Below are 25,330 nucleotides of genomic sequence, written 5' to 3' on the forward strand. Positions count from 1 at the left end.
ACATGATTATTGGTGTGGATATCGACAATACCATCAAAGATACTCACCGTGCCGCTGTGGAAATTTACAACCGGAAATTGAATCAACAAGTCAAAGTGGAAGATGTGCAAGACTTCTATTTGGATAAAGCGTATGGTTTGACACCGAAAGAAGGGCAAAAACTGTGGCGTTCGCTGGAAGAAGAAATTTACCAGCTGGGTGTCCCGTTAAATCATGCTGTGGAAGTGTTAAATGATCTGGCTGACCAAGGACACCAGATTTATTTTATTACCGCGCGGCCCGATCTGAAAAATATTGAAAGCGTTACCAGGAAGTGGCTGAAAGAACACGGCTTTCCTTATAACGGAAAAAATCTGATCATGAATTCGCAAGATAAAGGAAAAGTTTCCAAGGAACTGGGAGTGGAGCTGTTTTTCGAAGATGCTCCCGATCATTTGGAAAAGCTGGTGAAAAGCCAGGTGCCCACGGTGATCGTCGATGCCGTCTACAATCGCGACTTTCCGGTGCCTTTAAAACGGATTACCAACTGGCGACAAGTGTATTCATTGGTTGAAGAAATGGAACGTTCCAAACAGAAAAAGGACACTGATCAACCGTAAAGCACCCCGCCGATGCTTTGCGGCTTTTGTTTTTTCTAAAAAATACAAACCGCCCCTTGGAAAGGAGCGGTCTCCCGTTTATTGCACCGGTGCCTGCGGGGAAGAGGCCATTATGTCATTGGCCGGTTGGTAAGATTGGATCATTTGTTGCATGACGTCCGACGGGAGCTGAGGCACCTGATAGTATCCTTTTTTGTTTTGATACAGGAAGATTTCATACGCCATCTCCAGGCAGTTGGCCACGCTGTCTTGAACGACGCGGCGTACCACGGGGTTGGTGATTTCGCAAGCGGCTCTTGCTTTCTCGGCGGCAGAAGTTTTCATCAGTCCCATCATTTGTTGGGAAATGTGTTCGTTGTTCCATTCATTGGCGGATTGGATCGGTTTCTTCGGCGTACCGGCTTCCATGCCGTAAATCACGTTGTTTCCTTGCTTCATTTCATACTTGCCGGTGGGTTGTTGAGGCGGGGTTCCAGTGGAGAAACATTCAAGCAATGTATTATATTCTTGTGTCATGAATTCATGTTGCCGCCGGATGATATCGCGGAGTTCCTGGCAAGTGCATTGCTGTTCCAACATGGTATATTGGTTCAATGTGTTGATACCAAAAGATAAAAGTTCATGCACATCCATCATTTCATGAGCGCCATGGTTCAGTGAAGGGGGAACCGAAGGGTTCATGGTTTGATTTTCCTGTTGATGTTGAAATTGATTCATAATTTCTTCCTCCTTTCTGAGTCAACATTAGGTAATATGACCAAATAGATAAATGATACTCTTGTTTGTTTCAGTAAATCGTTGGTAAAGCGAAGGGGTCATTTAAATAACGTCGAAGTTTTCATATTTATGATCTCAATTCTCTACATAAGGAGGATTTATCATTGAAAATCAGAGTGGTTACACGGAAGGTGTCAGGATCAACCTTGCCGCCGCTTCCTTCCTCCAGAAAAAAACAACGCATTCCCAACAAGCTGGTGTGGACGTGTGTGATTTTGCTGGCTGTGGGAATGGGTGCCGGACGTTTGATGGATAATGAAGAACAAAGAGAGGCTGTCCACGGGTTGTCTGCAGAAAGGGTCGTGGTGCGGCATGTTCCTGAAATTCCCGAGATTACCCGGACGTTCCACGCACCGGAGCCCGTGGCTCAAGCATCGCAAGAAGTTTCCGATGTGAAAACTTTTGAGGCTGACATGCATGAGGAAAAAAACCGGGAAGTGGAAAAAACCCCCGAATCGGTTCAGAAGCCAAAGGTGAATCCGGTCGACAAAGATGAACCGGAAACTACGAGTCCGGACCCCAAAGAAGAAGAAAGATCCGTTGAACCTTGGCAAGCTGATCGTGTTTATCAACCGGGAGATTATGTCCGTTATGAAGACCGGGTTTATGTGGCGGAAAGGGAGAATCAAGGAATCCCGCCGGAAACCGGGTTATTCGGAGATGAGAGAAATCCTTGGAAACAGGTGGAACAATAGTGATTTTTTCCATGAAGGAATCACTTTTGTAAGAATTTGAAATCATCATCTTGACAGAAATTCAATCATTTTGTATGAATTAGATGACTTGGAATCTTTACATAACAATGAACAATATCTGGAAAAAAGGAGCCGGAGAATGAAGATCAAACATTTTGGGATCATGATGCTCGTGATCGCGGTGATTTATGCCTTGGTTGAAATTTTGACCGATGATGGCGGAATTAACTTTTTTGTGCCCCTTGCTTTGGCATTGGCCGGGATCGCTGCCCTGAAACGAAAAGACCGGGAAGAAAAAATATTTAAAAAGAAAGAAAACTGACGGGGAAAGATAGAATCAGGTACGAAAGCCGTACCTGATTTTTATTTTTTGGATTCCCCGGGCGTTTCCTTCATCCAGTTCATAAACAGTTGCAATTTTTTCTCATAACCGTGAGTTGTCGGATGGTAAAAGGTTTTTCCGCGATGTTCTGCCGGTAAATAATCTTGCCGCACATAACCGCGGGGATAGTCGTGCGGATACAAATATCCTTTTCCTCTGCCTTGTTCTTTGGCGCCGTGAAAGTGTGCATCGCGCAAATGCGGGGGAACGGATCCGTCTTTTTCGTTTTCAACGGCTTGCATGGCTTCTTGAATTCCTCTCACCACGGCATTGCTTTTCGGGGCGGTGGCGATGTAAATCACCGCTTGCGCCATGGGGATTTGCGCTTCAGGCAGGCCCACCAAGTCCACCGCGTGCGCAGCGGCTGAAGCGATCAACAGTGCGCGCGGATCGGCCATTCCGACATCTTCGGCTGCATGGATCAAAATCCGGCGGGCGATGAAACGGGGATCCTCCCCGGCCTTTAACATTTTTGCCAGGTAATAAAGCGCGGCATCCGGATCCGAACCGCGCATGCTTTTAATAAAGGCGGAAATGGTATCATAATGGTTGTCGCCGCTTTTGTCGTAACGCACCACTTTTTTCTGGATTGATTCTTCGGCAATATCCAGCGTGATGTGGCGGACGCCGTCTTGGTCAGGGGGAGTGGTCATAACCGCGAGTTCCAACGCGTTTAAAGCGTTGCGGCTGTCCCCGCCGGCCACGCGGACGAAATGCTGAAGCGCCTCTTCATCCAACCGGATGTTTTCCTTGCCGTATCCCCGCTCCGGGTCCTGTAAAGCTTGCAGCAGAATTTGCCGGATTTCAGAATCCTTCAGTGGTTCCAACATAAACATGCGGGAACGGGAAAGCAGCGCGGCATTCACTTCAAATGACGGGTTTTCGGTCGTTGCGCCGATCAGGATGATGGTTCCGTTCTCCACGTGCGGGAGCAGGGCATCCTGCTGGGAGCGGTTGAAGCGGTGGATTTCGTCTATGAAGAGGACGGAACGGCGGCCGTGCATGGTTAACCGTTCTTTGGCTTCAGAGATGACTTGGCGTATATCTTTGACACCGGCGGTCACTGCATTCAGTTGTTCAAAGTAAGCTTGTGTGTGGTTGGCGATTACATGCGCCAGGGTTGTTTTCCCCGTGCCGGGCGGCCCGTAAAGAATTATGGAAGAAAGTCGATCGGCTTCGATCATCCTCCGGAGCAGTTTTCCCGGTCCGATGATATGTTGTTGTCCGATCACTTCATCGATGTGACGGGGACGCATCCGGGCTGCAAGCGGTTCACTTTCCTTTTTGGTTTGTTGGTATCCGTATTCAAACAAGTCCATAGGGTTCCGCCTTTCTCAGATCAATCATCTACGTTTTATTTTTATGATAAATTCAGGAAAAGTAAAGGGATACAGAACTTTTCCAAGCGGAATGTAACAAAAAGTACAGGAAAAAAGATTGCTAAAAGAGAATGAAGCTATGATACACTGACAATGAACTGTCGGTCCATATGCCTTGCGATCGGCACACGGGCATCGGAAATTTTTGAAACGGCATATGAAAACCATCAAATGTTTGATTAAGTAAGTTAAAGGAGTGGCAATCTTGAAAATTTCAACCAAGGGTCGATATGGTTTAACCATTATGATGGATCTGGCCAAACGGTTTGGACAAGGGCCGGTTCCTTTAAAGAGCGTGGCCGAACGCCACGGGTTGTCGGAACATTATCTGGAACAGCTGATCGCCCCGCTGCGGAATGCCGGACTGGTGCGGAGTGTACGCGGAGCTTACGGCGGATATAAACTGGCAAAAGATCCTGAAGAAATCACTGCCGGGGACATCATCCGGGTTTTGGAAGGCCCCATCAACCTGGTGGAATACACCGAAGAAGATGATCCCGCCAGACGGAACTTGTGGAAACGTGTCCGGGATGCCATTGTCAAAGAGTTGGACAGCACCACACTGGCCTCATTGATCAATGATTCCGATGACGGAAATCATGACGGTTATATGTTTTATATCTGAAGAAACTTTTAAAACGAAGCGAAAAGGCGTATCTTTTTATTATAGATTTTTTAAGAGTTCAGCAGGTAAGGTGAAAATCAATGCCCATTTATTTAGACCATGCAGCGACAACGCCGATACATCCGAAAGTGAAAGAAGCCATGTTGCCTTTTTTGGATCATGCGTTTGGAAACCCCTCCAGTATCCATCAATACGGCCGGGAAGTGAGAAGCGCGCTGGATCGGGCACGTGACCAAATCGCTCAAAGCCTGAATGCCGACAGCAGCAGGATTGTCTTTACCAGCGGCGGAACCGAAGCCGATAACCTGGCCTTGTTCGGGGTCATGGAGGCGGAACGCAAAAAAGGCAGAAATCATTTGATCACATCCCAGATTGAACACCATGCAGTTTTGGATACATGCCATTATTTGGAACGGAACGGGTTTGAAGTCACTTATCTCCCGGTCAATTCCAAAGGGCTTGTGGACTTGGAGGCTTTGAAAGAGGCGGCCCGGCCGGAGACGGCACTTGTTTCCATCATGTATGGAAACAATGAAGTGGGCACCCTTCAGCCTGTCCGGGAAATCGGCGAATGGGCCCGGGAACGGGGGATTTTTTTTCATACCGATGCGGTACAGGCATTCGGGGTGGAAGAAATTGATGTAAAAACATTGCCCGTGGATTTGGTCACCATCTCCAGCCATAAGATCAATGGTCCCAAAGGGGCGGGGGCCCTTTATATCGCACCGGAGGTTCCGCTGATTCCCCGCTTTTTTGGAGGTGCCCAGGAGAGAAGGCGCCGTGCCGGAACGGAAAACGTTTTGGGAATCGTCGGATTTGGAAAAGCAGCGGAAATCGCCAGCCAAAAACGCGCAGAACACCGGGCGAAAATGGACGGGTTGCGGAAACTCTTTTTGAAAGAGCTGGAAAAACACGGGACGCGTCACGTGATCAACGGCGATCCCGACCAGAGCCTTCCCCATATTTGTAATGTCAGTTTTCCCGGTACGGATTCTGAAACGTTACTGATGAATTTTGATTTGGAAGGCATCGCATGTGCGAGCGGTTCGGCATGTACGTCCGGAACGCTGGAAGTGTCGCATGTCTTAAAAGCGATGAATTTACCGGATGACGTGACAAAATCGGCCATCCGTTTCAGTTTTGGCTGGGAAAATACCGAAGAAGAAGTGAGACAGGCGGCGCAAATCACGGCGTCGGTTGTAAAGCGGTTGACTTCGGTGTGAAAACCGGCAAAAGCAGGAATGAACAAGGGTGGAAATCGAAACAAATGGAAAAAGAAAGGGAGGGAGACCATTGAATTTGCATGCCCTTGATCAAATGGAAGATTGGGAAAAGGAATTGGACAACATTGACTGGAAAACCATGCTTGCCGACATTGACCGTGCATTGATGGATAATTTGGCCGCCGAGTTGGGTTTTCCTTCCTATCAACGTTTGGAACAAGCTTCGGAGCGGGTGGTGGATGACTTTTACGTCGCCCACCTTTCCGACGGCCGGTGGGTATGGTGGAATCCGACCACGTATGCCAAAGAAGATCCGTTGTATTTTGAGAATAAACAACAAATTATGGAGTTTATTGCCAAAATATTAAAGTTGGAAAAAAAACATTTAAAACGCTTGGAACAGGGACTGGATCAAGTGGTGCAAACCAAGCGCTGCCGTTGTTGCGAACACGAATATAATCCGTTTGACCCGTCCCGCATCGATTGGGATGCGGAGCAGGAGCAAGCGGAATTTTGCTCCCCCGAATGTGCGATGGAATACGTGATGGATGAAATGAAAGAAGATTTTACGGGATAATTCGTAAAAGCGACCTCAGATATTTGTTTGAGGTCCTTTTCTTTAAGGCATGAATCAGGGTGAGTGTCATGAATACACAGTTGGAGCTGTTTCAAGAAAGCTATGTCAAAGGCGTGTTCAAACAGGAAATTTTTTATAACGAGGAAACCGGATATGGCGTGTTTATCTTGAAGGTGACGGATGCCTCCGAAGAAGTGGAGGAAGAGGAGATCACCGTGGTCGGCAACATGTTGCGCCCGTATCAGGAAGAAGTCTACTGTTGCTACGGAGAGTGGAGAAACCATCCCAAGTTTGGCCGGCAATGGCATGCCCATCGCGTGCAAAAAGAGATTCCGCGCTCCAGAGACGCCATCATCCGTTATCTTTCCAGCGGGCTGTTCACCGGCGTGGGGCAAAAGACGGCAGAAAAAATCGTTGATTTTTTGGGGACGGAGGCACTTGACAAAATTGCAAACGATCCCCGTTGCTTGGAGGAAATCAAAGGGATTTCGGCCGCAAAAGCCCGGAAAATTGCGGAGCAGCTTCATGAACATCAGGGACTGGAGCAGGCGTTGGTTTATTTGTACCAATTCGGAATCGGCCCGGCCCTGGCCCTGCGGATCGTACAAACTTATAAACATGAGACCATTTCCATTCTGAAAGAAAATCCCTACCGGATGATTGAAGAAATTGACGGAATCGGATTCCGGCGGGCCGATGAAATTGCCAAAGCACAAGGGCTCAGCGAAGATGCGCCGGAGCGTTTTCAAGCCGCGTTGCTGTATGTGATCAAGGAAGCTTCCTTGTCCCGGGGACATGTTTACGTCACTTGGGAACAGTTGAACGAAGCAGTCAATGATTTGTTGGGGGAAGAGGCGGTCCGCTGGTTTCCGGAAGAGAAGCGGACGCTTTATGTTGAGCACCTGTTGGATGATGACCGGTTGATTGTTGAAGACGGTCGCTATTATTTGCCTTCGTTGTATTATGCGGAATACGGGCTGGCCATGCGCGTCAAGCAATTGCTGGAGGAGCCGTTTGAGCCGGAATACTCGGTGGCGGACATTTACGGAAAAATCGGGGAGATTGAAGAAGAGTTGTCAGTCAGTTATGCGGAGAAGCAGAGAGATGCCTTGATCATGGCGATGTCGTCTTCCTTGATGATCTTGACCGGCGGGCCGGGAACGGGGAAGACCACCGTGATTCAGGGGATTTGTCAGCTGTTCTCCCGCCTGAACGAAATTTCCATTAATCCCGATGATTACAAAGGAACGGAAAAGCCGTTTCCCATCCGGCTGGTTGCGCCCACCGGACGGGCCGCCAAGCGGATGTCTGAAACCACGGGGCTTCCGGCCATGACCATTCACCGGTTGTTGGGATGGAAAGGAGAATTTTTTGAGCATCATGCTGATCATCCGATTGAAGGAAGTTTGCTGATTGTGGATGAGGTTTCGATGCTTGACATCTGGCTGGCCAATTCGCTTTTTCGGGCCATTCCGAAGGGAATGCAGGTGATTTTGGTCGGGGATCAGGACCAGCTTCCTTCCGTGGGACCCGGACAGGTTTTGCACCATCTCTTGCAGGTGAAAGAGATTCCCCGTGCCGAGTTGACGGAAATTTTCCGGCAACAGGAAGGTTCTTCGATCATTGAGCTGGCGCATGCCGTGAAAAACGGTGAAGTTCCGGATGATTTGTTGTTGCCCCGGCCCGACCGCCGTTTTTTTTCGTGCAAAAAAGAACAAGCGTTGTCTGTCATTGTGCAAACGGTCGTCAATGCCGTCAAAAAAGGGTACACGTTGTTTGACATTCAGGTGCTGGCCCCGATTTACAAAGGCCCCGTCGGGGTGAACCGCATCAACGAAGAGATTCAAGCCGTTTTAAATCCCCCGGGCGAGCAAAAAAAGGAAATTGCTTGGGGAGACACGGTTTTCCGGTTGGGCGACAAAGTGTTGCAACTGGTCAATCACACGGAACATCCGGTTTATAACGGAGACATGGGCATTATCACTGCCATTGACGAAAAGGCCTCCGGGGATCAGCCGGTGTTGTGGGTGCGGTACGACCGGCTGGAAGTCCCTTATAAAAAGACGCAATTGGGTCAAATTTCCCTGGCCTATGCCTGTTCCGTCCATAAGGCGCAAGGATCCGAATTTCCCATTGTGGTGTTTCCGGTATTATTTGCTTTTCGCCGGATGCTGGAGCGGAATTTAATTTACACGGGGATTACCCGGAGCAAATCGTATCTGATCATGTGCGGGGAAAGGGAAGCCTTGGTCGAGGGGTTGAAAAACCAACGGGGCGAGGAGCGAAACAGCCGGCTTCAGGACTTGATCGAGGAAGACTGGTAACAAGTCCCCCGCATTTCCACCGGTGATCCGCCAATACTAAGGGTAGCGGGGGAGGCTGATATCCTTGCGCAAATCCCAGGAAGTGATTGGGCTTTCCATCATCCATCTTGAAACAGGCAAGAAGTTGGGAACCGTCTGTGATCTTCTGTTTGATGATCAGCAGCAGTTCAGGGGTATTTTGACGGAAGACGGCGGCTTGTTCAAAAGGCGCAAGTTTATTCCGACGGACCATATCGTCTCCATCGGAAAAGATGCCGTCGTCGTGGACAACGAGCATCCATTTTCCGCCAACTTGAAAAACAAGAATTGGATGAGCATTTGTTCGGGGGACAAGAAATTAAAAGGACGCACCATTTTAACCAGCAGCGGATATGAAATGGGTTCGGTGGAAAATGTCTATTTTCTGGAAGAAATGGGAACGCTGATAGGGTACGAACTCTCTGACGGCATCTTGAATGACATTCGGGACGGCAGAAAGTGGTTGAAAACAAATAAACCGCTGATTTGGGGAGAAGACGTGCTGATTGCTCCCGCCGACCAAATCGAAGTCAAAGATGCCAAGTCTTAGAAGGAAGGAAATCAGTATGCTTCGTTGTCCGAATTGTAATTCTCACGACTTGGGAAAAGTGGGAACCAATCAGCTGTATTGCTGGCACTGCTTTGTGGAAATCACCACGGAAGAAGATCAAATCACTTCGGTGTATCAAGTGGAAGAAGACGGAACCCTGACTTCCCTCAATGACCTGTTTTTGGAGGAAAGCTCTCACCTTTCGTATTTGGACTGACCTCACCCACAAGGAGGGAGCTTCATCATGCGCCGGACACTCTACACCCTTATCGCAGGCGGATTGATTTTATTCAGCTTCAGACGGATGATGCAAATGCGGCAAAGAAGCAGGATACAGTACTATTTGCAGTCCATGATGCGTGCCATGCAAAAAAACAGATGGCTGCGCAAAATCATGATGGAAGGGCTGATGAAAGGGCTTCGTCGCTTCCAAATCGCAAGATAACCAAACCCCGCGAAAATCCCCGGGCTTCTTCAAACCTGGGGATTTTTTGCTTCTCATAAAATGAGACAGGATTTCGTATCTTATAAGTAAGATGTGTTTCGGGAGGTGCCGTCCGTGGAGCAATGGAAAATGCCGCAATATTTGTATCGTGCTCTTTTTGTCCTTGTTCTGCTCGGCATCTTGTATTTTCTCATGCAACTCGGACCGTGGATATCGGGGGTTTTTCAATTTTTAAAGGCGGTTTTCGGCCCTTTTTTCATTGCCATGATCATTTCCTATTTATTGAATCCGGTGGTCAATCTGTTGAGCCAGAAGTTTCTGCCGCGCAGTCTGGCGGTGTTATTCATATACAGTTTGTTTATCCTGTGCCTCGTTATTTTGGCGATGAACACCATTCCGCTTTTGCAGCAACAATTCAAAGAGTTGGCTGAACATCTTCCGGAATGGAACGGGCGGATCCAGCTCATGATCAAAGAATACAACGATCACAGCAAAGAGTTGTTGCCGTTTGGGGTCAAAGAAGGCATCGAGCAGGCTTTGTCAAAATTGGAGCACAAGATGACCGGTTATGTGGGCAACATGATGAGCGGGATCGGCAGTACCATCAACCAGCTGTTTCTCGTTTTGATCATTCCGTTTTTGGCTTTTTACATGCTAAAGGACATTCAATCCATTGAGCGGACATTGCTCACTTTGTTGCCCAAAAAACAGCGCAAGCCGATTCTCCGTTTGTTGCGGGATGTGGACGAAGCGCTGGGCAATTACATCCGCGGGCAGTTTCTGGTTTGCGTGGTTGTCGGGGTGCTGGCATATATCGGTTATCTCATTGTGGGGTTGCCTTATGCGCTTTTGATGGCGGCTTTGGTTGCCGTCTTTAATGTCATTCCGTATCTGGGGCCCATCTTTGGCCTCATTCCGTCATTGTTTGTGGCATTGACCGTTTCTCCCAAAACGGCCGTCGGCGTTGTGATCGTCAATCTCCTTGTCCAGATGCTGGAAGGGAATGTGATTTCTCCCCAGATTGTCGGGCGAAGCCTGCACATGCATCCACTCTTTATCATCCTGGCCTTGTTGGTCGGAGGGGAAATCGGGGGGATTTTGGGATTGCTTTTGGCTGTTCCCGTTTTTGCGATGGCAAAAGTGACGGCGGAGCATATCTTGCAACATTTTATTGAACGAAGGGTTTGAAACCAGGCCAAACAGATTGTATAATAAAAAAACCAAAGAGCATCCGAATATGTGAAACATGATGAAGGAACCGAGTGGATTGAATCCCCGCCAGAGAGAAAAGCCCGCGGGCTGAGAGGCTTTTCCGGAACCGATCGATCCACGGCCAGTTCCGGAATGCAGCTAATCCCTGCCGGCAGAATCTGCCGTTATCCTTGAATGAGGTGACCGTGTTACATACCCGGCTTCCAAAGGGCCGGGATTTGACGGTAATAAGGGTGGTACCGCGAGAACAGCCTTCTCGTCCCTGAGCGTGGACGGGGAGGTTTTTTATTGGAAAAAGGAGGTAAGTGATGATGAAAGCAAGTGAAATTCGCCGGAAATATCTTGAATTCTTTGCGGAAAAAGGGCACAAAATCGAACCCAGTGCTTCGCTTGTCCCTGTGGATGATCCTTCTTTGTTGTGGATCAACAGCGGGGTGGCCACGTTGAAAAAGTATTTTGACGGCCGGGTGAAACCGGAAAATCCGCGGATCGTGAATTCGCAAAAAGCGATCCGCACCAATGACATTGAAAATGTCGGATATACGGCCCGCCATCATACGTTTTTTGAGATGTTGGGGAACTTCTCGGTCGGGGATTACTTTAAAGAAGAAGCGATCGGGTGGGCTTGGGAATTCCTGACCGATCCCAAATGGATGGGGCTGGATCCGGAAAAATTATCCGTCACCATACACCCGGAAGATGAGGAAGCGTACCGGTTGTGGAAAGAGAAAGTCGGCTTGCCCGATGAGCGGATCATCCGCCTGGAAGAGAATTTCTGGGATATCGGCGAAGGACCGAGCGGCCCCAATACCGAGATTTTCTATGACCGCGGGGAACATCTTTGTGATCCCTCGGACCCGGAGTGTTACCCCGGCGGCGAAAACGAACGGTATCTGGAAATCTGGAACCTCGTGTTTTCCCAATACAACCACAATCCGGACGGGACTTACACGCCCCTGCCCAAAAAGAACATTGATACCGGCATGGGGTTGGAACGGATGGCTTCCGTGATGCAGGATGTTCCGACCAACTATGACACGGATTTGTTCCAGCCGATCATCCAGGCAACCTGTGAGAAAGCGGGAGTGGCCTACGGGGAAAAAGAGGAAACCGATGTCGCGTTGAAAGTGATTGCCGATCATGTGCGGACCATTGTTTTTGCCGTGGGGGACGGAGCGCTTCCTTCCAATGAGGGCCGCGGCTATGTTTTGCGCCGCTTGTTGCGCCGGGCCGTCCGTTACGGGCGGAAGCTGGGGATCAAACGGCCGTTCCTTTATGAATTGACCCCGATTGTGGCGGAGATCATGAAAGATTACTATCCGGAACCGCTGCAAAAACAAGATTTCATTCAACGGGTTATCCGGAGTGAGGAAGAAAAATTCCTGGAAACATTGACCGAAGGCTTGCATATTCTTGAAAAGGTCTTGGATAAAGCAAAAACTGAAGGAAAACAAGAAATCTCCGGACAAGAAGCATTCAAGTTGTATGACACCTATGGTTTTCCTTTTGATTTGACTGAAGAGATTGCCCGCGAGCAAGGGGTTTCCGTCGACCGTCAAGGGTTTGACGAAGAAATGAAGAAACAGCGGGAACGGGCCCGTTCGGCGAGGGAAGATGCGGACAGCATGCAGGTGCAAGGCGGTGTTCTTTCGGAATTGCAAGTGGAAACGGAGTTTGTTGGTTACGAAAAAACCGAATGCGAGACCACCGTTTCCGTGTTGATTCATGAAGAAGAACGGGTTCGCGAATTGACGGAAGGGCAAAAAGGGTTTTTGATCCTGAAAGAAACCCCGTTTTATGCGGAAAGCGGCGGGCAGGTCGCCGACCGGGGCGTCATTTTGTCCGGGAAGGCGGAACTGACCGTGCTGGATGTGCAAAAAGGACCGCGTGGTGAGCATGTCCACGCCGTTCAAGTTGAAAAAGGGACGATCAGCGAAGGAGAAACGGTCAAAGCCGCCATTCTTCGCGATTTGCGCCAGGACACGGTGAAAAACCATACGGCCACCCACTTGTTGCACCAAGCCTTAAAAGACGTCTTGGGCGAACATGTGAACCAAGCCGGATCTTTGGTTGCACCGGATCGCCTCCGCTTCGATTTCACGCACATCGGCGCGATGTCTGAAGAGGAAATCAAAGAAGTGGAACGGCGTGTAAACGAACAGATTTGGGCTAATAATAAGGTGGAAATCATGATCAAGCCGCTGGATGAGGCCAAAGCGATGGGAGCCATGGCTTTGTTTGGCGAAAAATACGGCAGCATCGTGCGGGTCGTTAAAATTGACGACTACAGCTTGGAGCTTTGCGGCGGAACCCATGTGAAATTCACAGGTGAAATCGGCCTTTTTAAAATTACCGGGGAAAGCGGGATCGGTTCCGGAACCCGCCGGATTGAGGCGGTGACCGGGCGCCATGCTTATGCATTTGTGGAAGAGCAGATCGGATGGCTCAACCAGGCTGCCCGGCAATTGAAAAGTAAAGCGCAAGATATTCCGGAACGGATTGAACAATTGCAAAACCGCCAGAAAGAGCTGGAAAGGGAGAACGAATCCCTCACGGCCAAGTTAAATCAGGCTCAGGCTGCCAAATTGCTGAATCAGGTGCAGGATGTGTCCGGAGTGCCGGTGCTCGCCACCCAAGTGCAAGCCGGCGGCATGGAACCGTTGCGCTCGTTGATGGACGATTTGCGCAAGCATCTGGAAGAAGGCGTTATCGTGCTGGGCGCGGCTTCCAACGGAAAAGTGTCCATCGTGGCCTCGGTCTCCCCAAAATATGTGAAGGAAGGGTTGCACGCCGGAAAATTGGTGAAAGAAGTGGCTGTTCAATGCGGCGGAGGCGGTGGCGGCCGTCCGGACATGGCGCAAGCCGGCGGCAAGAAACCGGAACAATTGCCGGCTGCATTGGCCGGAGTCAGTGAGTGGATCCGCCGGCAACTGTCCTGAAATGTCCTGTTAAAAACAAAGGATAATCCGGTGCAAAAGGCGAAGGAGTAAAGTGCGGATCTTCCTAAGAGAGGGGTGTGAGATCATCCATGGATGAAACGATGAAGTTTAATTTCAAAGGTGGAAATGAGATCGACCCTAAGGATTTGTTGTTCCACGTTTATGAGGCCTTGAAGGAAAAAGGTTACAATCCGATCAACCAAATTGTGGGCTATCTTATTTCAGGAGATCCGGCTTATATTCCGCGCCATAAAAATGCCCGTGCCATGATCCGGAAAATGGAACGGGATGAAATTATCGAAGAACTCGTCAAACACTATCTGGGTGTGGAAAGGAAGAATCAATAAGAAAGGTATCGGAAAATGGATTTGGATGAATTCTCTTCAAAGCACATAGATGATTTTCCCCGGATTCTGGGACTGGACGCCGGAGACCGGAGAATCGGTGTGGCGGTCAGCGATGCATTGGGGCTGACCGCTCAAGGCGTCAAAGTCATTGACCGCAAAAACAGTAACTGGTTGCAAGAATTGGACCAACTTGTGGAACAATATCAAATAAAAGAGCTGGTTGTCGGCTTCCCCCGCAACATGAACGGGACTGTCGGTCCCCGCGGGGAGTTGAGCCGGCAACTGGCTGAAGAATTAAAAAAGCGATATGGATATCCTGTGCATTTGTGGGATGAACGCTTGTCAACAGCAGCGGCAGAGCGCACCTTGATTGATGCCGATCTTTCCCGCCGCAAACGGAAAAAGGTGGTTGACCAATTGGCTGCGACATGGATTTTGCAAGGATATCTGGATGCAAAGAGGAGGCAATCATAATGGCACATCAACATGAACCGGAATACTTGATCATTCCGACGGAAGACGGGAAAGAGGAAAAGTTTGAGATCTTATATACGTTTGATCATGATGAAACAGGCAAAAGCTATATGTTTGTCACGCCGGTCGACGGGGAGCAAGGCGGGGAGCCGGAGGAACAAGAGCCTTATCAGGAAGTGATGGCTTTTCGCTACACCGAAGAGGACGGCAATTTGAATCTGGAAATGATTGAAGAAGAAAATGAAGAAGAATGGGATATGGTGGAAGAAGTGTTTAACACACTGGTGAGTGAATGGGAAGAGGAAAGTGAGGAAAATGAACAATAACAACTTGTCGGTCCACGGAGCAAGAGAAGTGAATATCTTGCGTCAGCAATATCCGGATCACATGGTTTCCGGTGTCGAACCGGCCGGCACCCCATACCGGATTGTCCATGAAGTCGAAGTGAACGGACAGCACTATGCTTTGTTGCAAAAAGACGGCGATCATCCGGATGATCTGCACTTGTTCCATGTCAATCAAGGGCGCATCGAAGAAATTGAGGATGAACAAGAGTGGGAAAATATTGCCGATGCCGTTGACGAAATGTTATATTTTCATGACTTTCAGTAAAAACGGGGGGATAACCCCGTTTTCTTTTTGATAAACTGTGCTAACATAGAGAAGGGTTTCTAGTAATAAAGAAGAGATTTAATCAGAAAAAGGAGTCCACGTCTCATGAAATGGTTTTGGCGCATCTTCTTTACCATTGCGCTGCTGGCCGGTTGGGGGATTCTAGGTTACTTCTTTATGGATTTCACTTTGGGCTCACCGGAACGAACCGAACCAGTGGCGGTGGAAATCCCTAAAAATACATCATTGAAGCAAGTCGGCAAGATTTTGGAGGAGAAGCAAATCATTCGCCGGTCCTATTGTTTTGGTCTCTATGTCTTTCTCAAGCAAAAGACCAATCTGCAAGCCGGGAATTACCTGATTGAGCCTGATGAGGACATTGATCAAATATTAGAAAAATTTTCTAAAGGCGAAGAAAATGTCGTGACGGTGACCATTCCCGAGGGATGGGATGCCATCAAAATCGCCAATCGCCTGGAAAAGGAAAAAGAGGATTTTGACAAAGAAAAGTTTCTAGCTTTATTGAATAGTAAAAAACCAAAATATAATTTTGAAGTGAATATTCCCCAAAATCCCGACCGACCGTTTAAATTGGAGGGATATTTGTTCCCCAGCACCTATGACTTTCCAAAAACGGCTTCGGAAGAGGAAATCATCAACATCATGCTGGGCCAGTTTGCACAGCGTGTCGAAAAACTGAAAATTCGTGACCGGCTCAATCAAAACGAACCGGAAAAAGGCATGACGTTGGATAAGCTGGTGACGATTGCGTCGCTGGTGGAAAGGGAAGGAAAGGCAAAGCAGGAATATCCGCGCATAACCGGTGTGATTTATAACCGGCTGCACAGCACCGATAATCAGAAACTGAGAATAGACGCCACTTTTTTGTATGTGACGCAGTTGAAGGAAGAGTGGAAGAATATTCCTTTTCACCAGTTAAAATACAAAAAGCACCCGTATAATACATATCAAGTCAAAGGTTTGCCGCCGGGGCCGATTGCCAATCCGGGGGAAGAAGCGTTGCGTGCCGCTTTGGAACCCGAACGGCATTCCTACCAGTATTATGTCACCAAGGGAGACGGAAGCGGCGAACATTACTTTGCCGAGACGTATGAGCAGCATAATCAATACATCAAAATGAGTAACGCCAATCAAGCGCAAAGGGAACAGAAAAATTAACCGGAGAAAGCTCTTGCAACAATGCAAGAGCTTTTTTTTCGGGCCAAAAACGAAGTTTCTGAAAAGGAATGCTGAACAGAAGTGATTTGCTTGAAATGAATCATGGTTTATTTTCTTTTTTTGTATGAAAAGTTGCTTTGATATAAGAAGTATACCCCGCTTTCAACCTGTCGAAGCTGAAGAAAGAAGTGGGGTGTCTTGATGAAACGAAATTGGCGAAGCATCACAGTCAGTTTGTTGTTTTTGTCCATGTTTGCCGTGATTTTGGTCCGGTTGTACATGATTCAGATCGCCTCGGCACGGTCTTTTGAGATTGTAAATAAACAAGTGGATTTGGTCACCATGGCCCAAACGCGGCAAAACAGTGAAATTGTAATTCAAAGCGGCCGCGGGGACATTTTGGATCGACATCAAGAAACGTTGGTCGGAGGAAACGATTGGCATTTGCTGGTTTTTCCGCAAAGTGAAGAACAGCTGGAGTTGCGGAAGGAGCAATTCAAACAGATTTCCGAATGGATCCATTATCCGTATGAGGCATTCCGGCGCCAGTTGTTGCATCTGAAGTCTCCCGTGATCTTGTCCGGCATTCGCGGGGAAGAAATCACCCTGTCCCCCTTGGAACGGAAGAGGATCGAAGCGATGAACATCCCGGGGGTGATGGTGGTGCAATCGGACCAGCGCATGACCTTAAATCAAGTGGCGGAACAAGTGATCGGACAGATTGCCCGCAGTCCGCTCCTTTTGAAAAACCGGTATCAGGAGCAAGCCAAAAACGGAAATTGGCATCCCGAATCATTCATTGGCATCTCCGGGCTTGAACAAGCTTTTGAACCATTTTTGCACGGAGAAGAAGAGCATCTTTTAATTTATACCAAGGCACGGACGGGAAAACCGTTAAACGGGGTGCAAATGAAACGAAAAGATATTCAACGCGGATCCGAGGAGCGGCCCAAAACCCTTGTCACCACATTGGACAAAGAGATTCAGCAAATGGCGGAAAACCTGTTGCAAGAGGAAAGCGTGGAGGACGGTTCGGTGGTGATTCAGGAGATCTCTTCCGGGGATATCCTGGCGATGGCCAGCCGGCCGAAAGGAAATTCGGAAAAGGAAGGGGAAAATCATTGGGAAAACCGGGCTGTGATGGAGGCAACGCCCGGATCGATCTTTAAGACCGTGGTCGCGGTGGCGGCGTTGGATCAGGGGTTGGTCCGCCCGGACACCACCTTCCATTGCAAAGGAAAATTGGATGCTTACCATTTGCGGGACAATGATCCCAAAGGGCACGGCAAAATTACGTTTGCCGAAGCTTATGCCCACTCCTGCAACATTGTGTTTGGCACCGTGGCCAAAACGCTCGGCCCTGAAAAACTGGAGGAATATGCGAAGCGTCTGGGACTTGGGCAAAAAGTAATCTGGAACGGTAAAGTGTTTCACGACCCGTCGTTTGCGCAGTTGGAAGAAGAGCAAACGGGACTGATTTTTGCAGATTCCACGAATAAAAAAGATGGAGGGGTTTTGGTGCAAACCGGGATCGGGCAGCGCGATGTCCGGATGACTCCGGTTCAGGCAACCAATATGATCACTTCGGTTTTCCATCAGGGAAAAACCATGGAACCGCGTCTGGTCAAGGAAATCAAAGATGCAGAAGGGCGCACGTTATTTCGCTTTCAGGAGCAGACCATCGAAGGGGCCAAGCCGCTCAAGCCGGAAACCGCCGCATCCGTCAAAACGCTGATGCGCCAAGTCGTCACAGACGGCACGGCTTCATCGCTTAAAAATGCAACCTGGTCCCTGGCGGGCAAGACGGGAACGGCTCAGATCGGGGTGGACAAAGACAGGTACAACAAATGGATGATCGGTTTCGGCCCCGTGGAAAAACCGCGTTATGCGGTGGCCGTGTTGTTGCGTTCGGTGGACGATGCCGGTGATCAAAGGGCGGTAAAAATCTTTGAAAAAGTGATGAACAATTTGGCTGAATTGGAAAAAAAACGGGCAAAAGAGGGAAGGAATCCATAAAAATGCGGAAAAAAGAATAATTATTTCCGCGGGCGATGTGAAAGTTATTGGTTTCACAAGATGTTCTTCTGGTTGTTTTGTGATTCCTATCCGATTATGATATTAGTAGTATTGTAGGTTTTAAATAAAGGAGTAGAAATCATGAAAATCACCGTTAATTTATCAAAGGCCGAACTTGATTTAATTGAAGAAGCTCTCTTGCAATATCAAAATCTTTTGCTCAAATCAAAAGATCAGGATGAAATGGTCAATGACGAGTTAAAATTGGTGCGCCGCGTTTTGGAAGAGTTTGGGATGGAGGATTTGGAGGAGAATTCCCAAGATCAACAGCAGTCCCATCAAAAGGCATTGCCGATGCCTCCGGGCGGGAACCAATATCAGCCGCCGCAGGGCCAGTACGCTTCTCCCAATCAATACCATGGTCCCAATACCTTTGTAGCTCCCAATCAATATCCATTTTCTCGTTAAATGGATTCAGTAAATCAGCGCCTCTGATTTTCATACTCTTCAGATGGCGCTTTTATATTGGATGCCGCAGCATGTTATGATGTACATGAATGAAGATGATTGGTGCATATGCTAAAGGGAGAAAGATGATGAAGGAACAAGAAGTGAAAAACATTTTAAAAAACTTGAAAGTCGGGGAATCGACTTATTTTTCGACGTCGAAGGATGAACATAAGATTGAAGTGGAAAGAGTGTTCAAAGGTTTGGACGAAGGTTGGATGGTGATTTATCAGGGAGAGCGCAAGGTTTTCAGTGATTTGGACGAAGCTGCCCGCTTTTTGTCCCAGCATTGGGAAGTGAATATCAAAAAGCGCATGCAAAACCAATATCAGGAAATGAATGATTTGATTGATTTGGGAGAATACTGATCTTGAGAGGATTGGGGAAACAGATTCCTCAATCCTTTTTTTATTCTCTTTGAAAAAACGCGGTTTAAAAACAGAAAAACCGGGGAATATATCTAAATTATGAAACGGAGCATCTTTACCAGTCTGTAAATAGGAAGGATTGAAGCATGAAAAAATTTACTAACGTCTTCATTATTTCAGTCATGATTTCTTTTGCTTTTATTTTGTGGGGGGTTGTCGCCCCGAAACATATTCAGTCGGTCATGAACTGGATCCAGACTTTTTTGCAGGATAAGTTTGGTTGGTTCTATTTGTTTTCCACCACGGCCTTTTTGATCTTTTGTTTATTCCTCATTTTCAGCCGCTATGGAAACATTCGCCTCGGAAAAGATACCGATCGTCCCGAATTCGGCACCCTTTCATGGTTTGCCATGTTATTCAGTGCCGGAATGGGGATCGGGCTGGTCTTTTGGGGAACAGCCGAGCCTTTGTCCCATCTGTATCAGCCGATCTTTGCGCAACCGGGTTCCGGTACCGCCGCCAATGATGCGATGCGTTATTCCTTCTTCCATTGGGGATTGCATCCATGGGGAATTTATGCCCTTTTGGGATTGGCACTTGCCTATGCAAACTTTCGCAAAGATGCTCCGGGATTGATCAGTCACACCTTTTATCCGCTGTTGAAAGAGAAAGTGAAGGGACCGATCGGGAAAACGATCGATATCATTTCCGTTTATGCCACGGTGTTCGGTGTGGCCACTTCCTTGGGATTGGGGGCCATTCAGATCGGCGGGGGGCTTTCTTTTGTGACGCCGCTAGAAAATAACATCCTCACCCAATTCATTGCCATTGTGATTGTGACCGGCTTGTTTATTCTCTCGGCCACCACCGGATTGAATAAAGGGATTAAGTACTTGAGCAATATCAATATTCTGATTGCGGTATTGTTGATGTTTTTTGTTTTGTTCACGGGACCGACCAAGTTTATCATGAACTTGTTCACTTCCACGCTGGGAGCCTATATCCAGGAGTTGCCCCGGATGAGTTTTTATTTGGGACCGTTTAATCCGCAGGCCAATGAATGGATTCAAAGTTGGACGATCTTTTACTGGGCATGGTGGATTGCTTGGGCTCCGTTTGTCGGAACGTTTATTGCCCGCATTTCAAAAGGGCGCACAGTGCGGGAATTTGTGATCGGTGTTCTCTTGGTGCCCACCCTTTTCGGGGCATTTTGGTTCAGCGTTTTCGGGGGAACCGGACTTCACATGGAAATGTCGGACGGTATTCCGCTGTTTGAACAGATGAGCGAGCAAGGAACCGAAGTGGCTCTGTTCTCGATGCTTTCCCATTTGCCGTTGAGCGGAATCATGATTGTACTTGCCGTGATTTTGATCAGTACGTTTTTCATTACTTCTGCCGACTCGGCAACGTTTGTGCTGGGAATGCAGACAACGGACGGGAGTTTAAACCCTTCCAACACCATCAAATGGATTTGGGGACTCATCATTTCCGCTTCGGCTTTGATCCTGCTTTACTCCGGCGGATTGGAAGGATTGCAAATGGCATCGATTATTGCCGCTTTTCCATTTGCTTTTATCCTGATTGGCGTGGCGGGTTCCTTGTTGAAGGCATTCCGCAAGGAAGTGCCCAAAAGAAGAAGAACGGGAACCGCGAAAGGGCCGGAATCGGCGTGAGCAGCACGGCTTGACATGAAAACCACTTCTGAATGATCTTTCAGAAGTGGTTTTTTAAAACAGGAGGCGTGTGGTTGATAACAACGGAAATATGTTAGGATGAAAAAGAAACAGAATGAATTGAAAATATATTGTTAAAAAACGGAATCTTTTTTTATTCATTCCAATTAAAGGCGGTTGGTACGGTGCAGAAAAAAGTTTGGTTATCTTTGATGGGAGCCGCATTTTTAATGGCCACTTCCGCTGTCGGGCCCGGATTTTTGACACAAACTTCCGTATTCACGGCCCAATTTGGCGCCAGTTTCGGTTTTGTGATCTTGGCGTCCGTTCTGCTTGACATCGGAGCCCAATTAAATATTTGGCGGCTTATTGTTGTATCGAAGAGGCGGGCGCAGGATATTGCCCATGCAGTCTGGCCGGGGCTCGGTCATGTTTTGTCGTTTTTGGTGGTGTCGGGAGGATTGGCTTTTAACATTGGCAATGTGGCTGGTGCCGGATTGGGGTTTGAAGTGTTGTTTGGTGTCGATGCGGTATGGGGAGCGGTCATCAGCGGATTGATTGCCGTGATGATTTTTTTGTCCAAAGAAGCCGGGAAAGTGATGGACCGGTTTGCCGTGCTGTTGGGATTTGTGATGATCGGGCTGACCATCTGGGTGGCGGTGGATTCGCATCCTCCCCTGGGTGAAGCCGTGGTGCGCTCGTTGGTCCCCGATGTGCCCGTCGGGAAGTGGAATGCATTTTTTATGGCCATTGTGACCGTGGTCGGCGGATCGGTTGGCGGATATATTACCTTTGCGGGAGGGCACCGCCTTTTGGATGCCGGATTGAAAGGAATGGAGGCATTGCCGGAAACCAACCGGAGTTCGGTTTCCGGAATCATTATCACATCGGTCATGCGTTTGGTCTTGTTTTTGGCGACATTGGGCGTGGTATCCGCGGGGGGGACTTTGAGCGAAAGCAATCCGGCGGCTTCGGTGTTTCAGCTGGCCGCGGGAAAGACGGGCTATCAATTGTTCGGGTTGGTCATGTGGGCGGCAGCCATTACGTCGGTGGTGGGAGCGGCGTATACTTCCGTCTCCTTTATTCGCACTTGGCATGAAAAGATCGACCGTCATCACCGGTGGTGGACCGTTTGTTTCATCTTGTTGTCCACAGCGGTTTTTGTGGTGGTGGGAAAACCGGTGAAAACATTGATTTTGGTGGGGACGTTGAACGGTTTTATCCTGCCGCTTTCCCTGGCGATCATCCTGCTTGCCGCCCGCCGGAAGGAGATTGTCGGTGAATACAGACATCCGCTTTGGCTGACGGTGTTTGGTGTCCTGGTTGCCGTGATCATGACCGCCATGGGAGTGGTGGTCAGTGTGGAAGAGTTGCCGAAGTTGTGGGCATAAAGCAAAAAATCCCCGGCAAGGGGATTTTTTATTCAAACACAATGGTTTTGTGATTGTGAACGATAATCTGGTCATTGATGTGCCATTGGACGGCCTTTGCCAGAACGATCCGCTCCAGATCGCGGCCGATCCGTTTTAAATCGGCGACATGATGGCGGTGATTGACACGGCTGACATCTTGTTCGATAATGGGGCCTTCATCCAAATCTTCCGTGACATAGTGCGCGGTGGCCCCGATGAGCTTCACTCCGCGGTTGAACGCTTGGTGATACGGTTTTCCCCCGATAAAAGCGGGCAAAAACGAGTGATGGATGTTGATGATCTGATTCGGATAACGGTCGATGATTTTACCAGGCATAATTTGCATATAACGAGCAAGGATAAGAGTATCCACTTGGTGTTTTTCAAGCAGTTCCAGATGGATGTCTGCGGCTTCTTCACGGTTTTCTTTGGTCACCGGGACATGATAATAAGGAATGTTGTGCGGTGTAACCAGATGTTCCATGTCCGGGTGATTGGAAACCACCATGACAATATCGGCATTCAATTCTTTGATGCTCCAACGCCACAACAGTTCCCGCAGACAGTGGTCTTCTTTCGAGACGAAGACCGCCAGTCTTTTTCTTTCGGACGGATGCGTGATTTTCCATTCCATCCGAAACGGCTCTGCAATCAAGGAAAATTGTTGCCGGAGTTCAGCGAGCCGTCCGGTCAGGTTGTCCATCTGAAACTGGACCCGCATAAAAAATTGTCCGCTTTCCGGATTGGTTGAAAATTGATCGGAGTGCAAGATATTGGCTCCGTTTTCATAAAGGAAATGCGTAATTGCAGCAATGATTCCTTGTTTTTCGGGGCAGGAGACGATCAGGGCCCCTTGGTTCCTATTGTCCGCTGTTTTGTTCGACGTTTGATTCATCCTTTTTCTCTCCTTTGGTGCTCCGTACTCATTCTTTACCTACTATAGTACGTTTGTGAAAGCAATTGCAATCATCATGAAAAAGATGGCATTGGACATCGGTTCACCTTCGCCGGCCGGAAACAAAATAAAAATTATACGGACCGGCACTTGTCACGGATCTCAAAGACCATTATGATGGGCAAGAAAGTGCTTTGCAACTTCTCAGGTTCCGGCAGGGTCTATAGTTAGAAATTGAAACCCGTGATGGATGGGGGGACAAAATATGGAAGTGGATCATTCATTGATTTCAGTCATGGTTGTGGTCATCGTCGCATTTTTGATTCCGATCTTATTGCACCGCTTGAAATGGAACGCAATTCCGGCCGTAGTCGCAGAAATCATGGTGGGTTTGATCCTGGGAAAAAGCGGCTTGGGATGGGTGGTTGAGGACACCTGGCTGGAAATGTTATCCACGCTTGGCATTATCTTTTTAATGTTTTTAAGCGGACTGGAAATTGACTTTAATATGATTTTAAACACGGGGAAAACAAGCGGACAGAAAGAGAACCGGGAAAATCCGCTCATGATCGGGCTGGTCAGTTTTATAAGCATTCTTCTTTTGTCTTTTGTGATCAGTTGGATCTTTAATGTTGCGGGCTTGATCAAAGATCCTTACTTTATCACTTTGATCATTTCCACCATCTCTTTGAGTGTCACCTTGCCGGTGGTGAAGGATAAAGGGATCAATAAAAAACCGCTCGGACAATCGATCCTGGTGACAGCGGTGTTTGCGGACTTTATCACCATGATTTTGTTGGCGGTTTATGCGGCACTGAAGTCGGAAAAAGGATTTTTCAGCGTGCTGCTGTTATTGTTGTTTTTTGTGATTTTCTTTGCGGTGTACCGCATTATCCAGGCATTAAAGCCCATCCGGCTGACCGAATCCATCTCCAAAGAGACGATTTCCATCGGTACACGCGGCGTCTTTGCCTTGATTATGTTTTTTGTCGCGTTATCGGAAACGGTCGGGGCGGAAAATATTTTGGGAGCCTTTTTGGCGGGCGTTATTGTGTCGCTGTTGGGGCCGCGGGAAGATTTTGTCAGTCAATTGAATGCATTCGGGTTTGGCTTTTTAATCCCGATTTTCTTTGTGATGGTGGGTGCCAAACTGGACCTGGTTTCGCTGGTGCAAGATACCCGCGCTTTGATCATGTTTCCGCTCATTTTGCTTGCCTTTATCTTATCCAAAGGACTTTTGGTGTTGATTTTCCGCAAGTGGTTTTCCTGGCGCGAGTCCGTCAGTTCGGGGATTTTGTTGACATCCACCATCAGTTTGGTCATTGCCGCCGCGGCGGTCGGGATGGATCTCGGAATCATCAACAACACCATGAACACGGCGTTGATTTTGGCCGCGTCCATCACCGTGATCATTCCGCCGATTATATTCCAACAATTGTTGCCGGATGTCACCGATGAGGTGGAACGCCCGTCCGTATCCCTGGTGGGGATCAATGCCGCGACGTTGACCCTGGCGCAGGATCTGCACCGGGACGGGTATGAAGTCAAGGTTTATGGAGCGGATAAATCGAATCTGGAAGAAGAACAGCGTCCGTTTCCGATCATTCAATTGCCGGTGGTCGAAGAGGAATACCTGCAAAAGGAAAACGGATTTTCATGCGACATCATGGTTTTGTTCACGCCACATGACGAAAGGAACGTGGATTTGGCCAAAGCGGCGAAGAAACAAGGCGTTGAACGGATCATTGCCCGGGTGGAAAGCAAAGAGTTGCAGCAGTCGTTAAACAATCTGGGAATCCAGCTTATCTCCACCTTCTTTGCCAATCAAACATTGACCAAGATTTTGATTGAACATCCGGGCTTGTTTAAACTGGTGAATCATGATAACGGAAATTTGATGGAAGTGAAACTGTTGAACCACCGTTACCATTTGGCCCGGGTCCGGGACCTGACTTTTTGGGGGGATACGTTGATTATCCGCATCCTGCGGGGAAATGAAGCCATCCTTCCTCACGGGGACACCGTGCTGGAAGTCGGGGACCGCCTCATTATCAGCGGAAGCCCCGATCACATTCACCGGTTGAGAGAAATGCTGCAATAAA

The 25,330-nt window shown here is 48.3% G+C and carries 26 protein-coding genes; 23 read left to right on the plus strand and 3 right to left on the minus strand.

What is annotated here, in order from left to right; translation table 11 throughout:
• Positions 1-2 precede the first annotated feature (2 nt).
• Positions 3-599 (plus strand): 5' nucleotidase, NT5C type, encoded by a 597-nt coding sequence (locus H1R82_RS07765; protein WP_181731039.1) that lies wholly within the window; start codon positions 3-5, stop codon positions 597-599.
• A gap of 78 nt (positions 600-677) precedes the next feature.
• Here the strand turns inward: H1R82_RS07765 and H1R82_RS07770 are convergent, their stop codons facing one another.
• Positions 678-1,316, minus strand: coding sequence for a spore coat protein (locus H1R82_RS07770; RefSeq protein WP_181731038.1), 639 nt, complete (start codon positions 1,314-1,316; stop codon positions 678-680).
• 164 nt (positions 1,317-1,480) lie between these two features.
• On the opposite strand from H1R82_RS07770, the gene H1R82_RS07775 reads away from it, so the two are divergent.
• Together H1R82_RS07775 and H1R82_RS07780 are read left to right on the plus strand one after the other, a co-directional pair.
• A complete protein-coding gene (locus H1R82_RS07775) occupies positions 1,481-2,071 on the plus strand; it encodes a hypothetical protein (protein ID WP_181731037.1) in 591 nt (196 codons plus the stop codon).
• Between the two features lie 139 nt (positions 2,072-2,210).
• Complete coding sequence (locus H1R82_RS07780; RefSeq protein WP_181731036.1) at positions 2,211-2,393, plus strand: hypothetical protein; 183 nt, start codon at positions 2,211-2,213, stop codon at positions 2,391-2,393.
• Positions 2,394-2,434: 41 nt separating this feature from the next.
• Here the strand turns inward: H1R82_RS07780 and H1R82_RS07785 are convergent, their stop codons facing one another.
• A complete protein-coding gene (locus tag H1R82_RS07785) occupies positions 2,435-3,772 on the minus strand; it encodes an AAA family ATPase (RefSeq protein ID WP_181731035.1) in 1,338 nt (445 codons plus the stop codon).
• Between the two features lie 265 nt (positions 3,773-4,037).
• Between H1R82_RS07785 and cymR the strand changes: the two genes are divergently transcribed.
• From cymR to H1R82_RS07880, 19 genes are all read left to right on the plus strand, one after another.
• The gene (gene cymR / locus H1R82_RS07790) at positions 4,038-4,457 is read left to right on the plus strand and encodes a cysteine metabolism transcriptional regulator CymR (RefSeq protein ID WP_037993270.1); all 420 of its coding nucleotides are present in this window, start codon (positions 4,038-4,040) and stop codon (positions 4,455-4,457) included.
• An 80-nt stretch (positions 4,458-4,537) separates the two neighbouring features.
• A complete protein-coding gene (locus H1R82_RS07795) occupies positions 4,538-5,680 on the plus strand; it encodes a cysteine desulfurase family protein (protein WP_181731034.1) in 1,143 nt (380 codons plus the stop codon).
• Positions 5,681-5,750: 70 nt separating this feature from the next.
• Positions 5,751-6,257, plus strand: a complete 507-nt coding sequence (locus H1R82_RS07800) for a hypothetical protein (RefSeq protein WP_181731033.1) — start codon at positions 5,751-5,753, stop codon at positions 6,255-6,257.
• A 68-nt stretch (positions 6,258-6,325) separates the two neighbouring features.
• On the plus strand, positions 6,326-8,581 hold the full coding sequence (recD2, locus tag H1R82_RS07805; protein ID WP_181731032.1) for an SF1B family DNA helicase RecD2: 2,256 nt from the start codon (positions 6,326-6,328) through the stop codon (positions 8,579-8,581).
• 64 nt (positions 8,582-8,645) lie between these two features.
• Positions 8,646-9,149 (plus strand): PRC-barrel domain-containing protein, encoded by a 504-nt coding sequence (locus tag H1R82_RS07810; protein WP_181731031.1) that lies wholly within the window; start codon positions 8,646-8,648, stop codon positions 9,147-9,149.
• A 16-nt stretch (positions 9,150-9,165) separates the two neighbouring features.
• Positions 9,166-9,366 (plus strand): YrzR-like zinc ribbon domain, encoded by a 201-nt coding sequence (locus tag H1R82_RS07815; RefSeq protein ID WP_037993262.1) that lies wholly within the window; start codon positions 9,166-9,168, stop codon positions 9,364-9,366.
• Between the two features lie 27 nt (positions 9,367-9,393).
• On the plus strand, positions 9,394-9,594 hold the full coding sequence (locus tag H1R82_RS07820; RefSeq protein WP_181731030.1) for a hypothetical protein: 201 nt from the start codon (positions 9,394-9,396) through the stop codon (positions 9,592-9,594).
• 114 nt (positions 9,595-9,708) lie between these two features.
• Positions 9,709-10,782, plus strand: coding sequence for an AI-2E family transporter (locus tag H1R82_RS07825; RefSeq protein WP_309544803.1), 1,074 nt, complete (start codon positions 9,709-9,711; stop codon positions 10,780-10,782).
• A 335-nt stretch (positions 10,783-11,117) separates the two neighbouring features.
• A complete protein-coding gene (gene alaS, locus H1R82_RS07830; protein ID WP_181731029.1) occupies positions 11,118-13,745 on the plus strand; it encodes an alanine--tRNA ligase in 2,628 nt (875 codons plus the stop codon).
• Positions 13,746-13,834: 89 nt separating this feature from the next.
• A complete protein-coding gene (locus tag H1R82_RS07835) occupies positions 13,835-14,092 on the plus strand; it encodes an IreB family regulatory phosphoprotein (RefSeq protein WP_181731028.1) in 258 nt (85 codons plus the stop codon).
• Between the two features lie 15 nt (positions 14,093-14,107).
• Complete coding sequence (ruvX, locus tag H1R82_RS07840) at positions 14,108-14,566, plus strand: Holliday junction resolvase RuvX (RefSeq protein WP_181731027.1); 459 nt, start codon at positions 14,108-14,110, stop codon at positions 14,564-14,566.
• On the plus strand, positions 14,566-14,892 hold the full coding sequence (locus tag H1R82_RS07845; protein WP_181731026.1) for a DUF1292 domain-containing protein: 327 nt from the start codon (positions 14,566-14,568) through the stop codon (positions 14,890-14,892). Before ruvX ends, H1R82_RS07845 begins: the two co-directional genes overlap by 1 nt.
• A complete protein-coding gene (locus H1R82_RS07850) occupies positions 14,882-15,178 on the plus strand; it encodes a DUF1292 domain-containing protein (protein ID WP_181731025.1) in 297 nt (98 codons plus the stop codon). Before H1R82_RS07845 ends, H1R82_RS07850 begins: the two co-directional genes overlap by 11 nt.
• Before the next feature lie 105 nt (positions 15,179-15,283).
• Complete coding sequence (gene mltG / locus H1R82_RS07855; RefSeq protein WP_181731024.1) at positions 15,284-16,357, plus strand: endolytic transglycosylase MltG; 1,074 nt, start codon at positions 15,284-15,286, stop codon at positions 16,355-16,357.
• Positions 16,358-16,558: 201 nt separating this feature from the next.
• Positions 16,559-18,373, plus strand: coding sequence for a peptidoglycan D,D-transpeptidase FtsI family protein (locus tag H1R82_RS07860; RefSeq protein WP_181731023.1), 1,815 nt, complete (start codon positions 16,559-16,561; stop codon positions 18,371-18,373).
• 141 nt (positions 18,374-18,514) lie between these two features.
• Positions 18,515-18,841, plus strand: coding sequence for a hypothetical protein (locus tag H1R82_RS07865; RefSeq protein ID WP_181731022.1), 327 nt, complete (start codon positions 18,515-18,517; stop codon positions 18,839-18,841).
• Positions 18,842-18,969: 128 nt separating this feature from the next.
• Positions 18,970-19,248, plus strand: coding sequence for a hypothetical protein (locus H1R82_RS07870; protein WP_037993247.1), 279 nt, complete (start codon positions 18,970-18,972; stop codon positions 19,246-19,248).
• Positions 19,249-19,394: 146 nt separating this feature from the next.
• The gene (locus H1R82_RS07875) at positions 19,395-20,921 is read left to right on the plus strand and encodes a glycine betaine uptake BCCT transporter (protein ID WP_181731021.1); all 1,527 of its coding nucleotides are present in this window, start codon (positions 19,395-19,397) and stop codon (positions 20,919-20,921) included.
• Between the two features lie 212 nt (positions 20,922-21,133).
• The gene (locus tag H1R82_RS07880) at positions 21,134-22,312 is read left to right on the plus strand and encodes an NRAMP family divalent metal transporter (RefSeq protein WP_181731224.1); all 1,179 of its coding nucleotides are present in this window, start codon (positions 21,134-21,136) and stop codon (positions 22,310-22,312) included.
• A 28-nt stretch (positions 22,313-22,340) separates the two neighbouring features.
• Here H1R82_RS07880 and purU read toward each other — a convergent pair whose 3' ends face one another.
• Positions 22,341-23,228, minus strand: a complete 888-nt coding sequence (gene purU / locus H1R82_RS07885) for a formyltetrahydrofolate deformylase (RefSeq protein ID WP_181731020.1) — start codon at positions 23,226-23,228, stop codon at positions 22,341-22,343.
• 265 nt (positions 23,229-23,493) lie between these two features.
• Between purU and H1R82_RS07890 the strand changes: the two genes are divergently transcribed.
• A complete protein-coding gene (locus H1R82_RS07890; protein WP_181731019.1) occupies positions 23,494-25,329 on the plus strand; it encodes a monovalent cation:proton antiporter family protein in 1,836 nt (611 codons plus the stop codon).
• Position 25,330: the final 1 nt, after the last annotated feature.

This window comes from Thermoactinomyces intermedius, from assembly GCF_013912365.1.
Lineage (GTDB): Bacteria > Bacillota > Bacilli > Thermoactinomycetales > Thermoactinomycetaceae > Thermoactinomyces > Thermoactinomyces intermedius.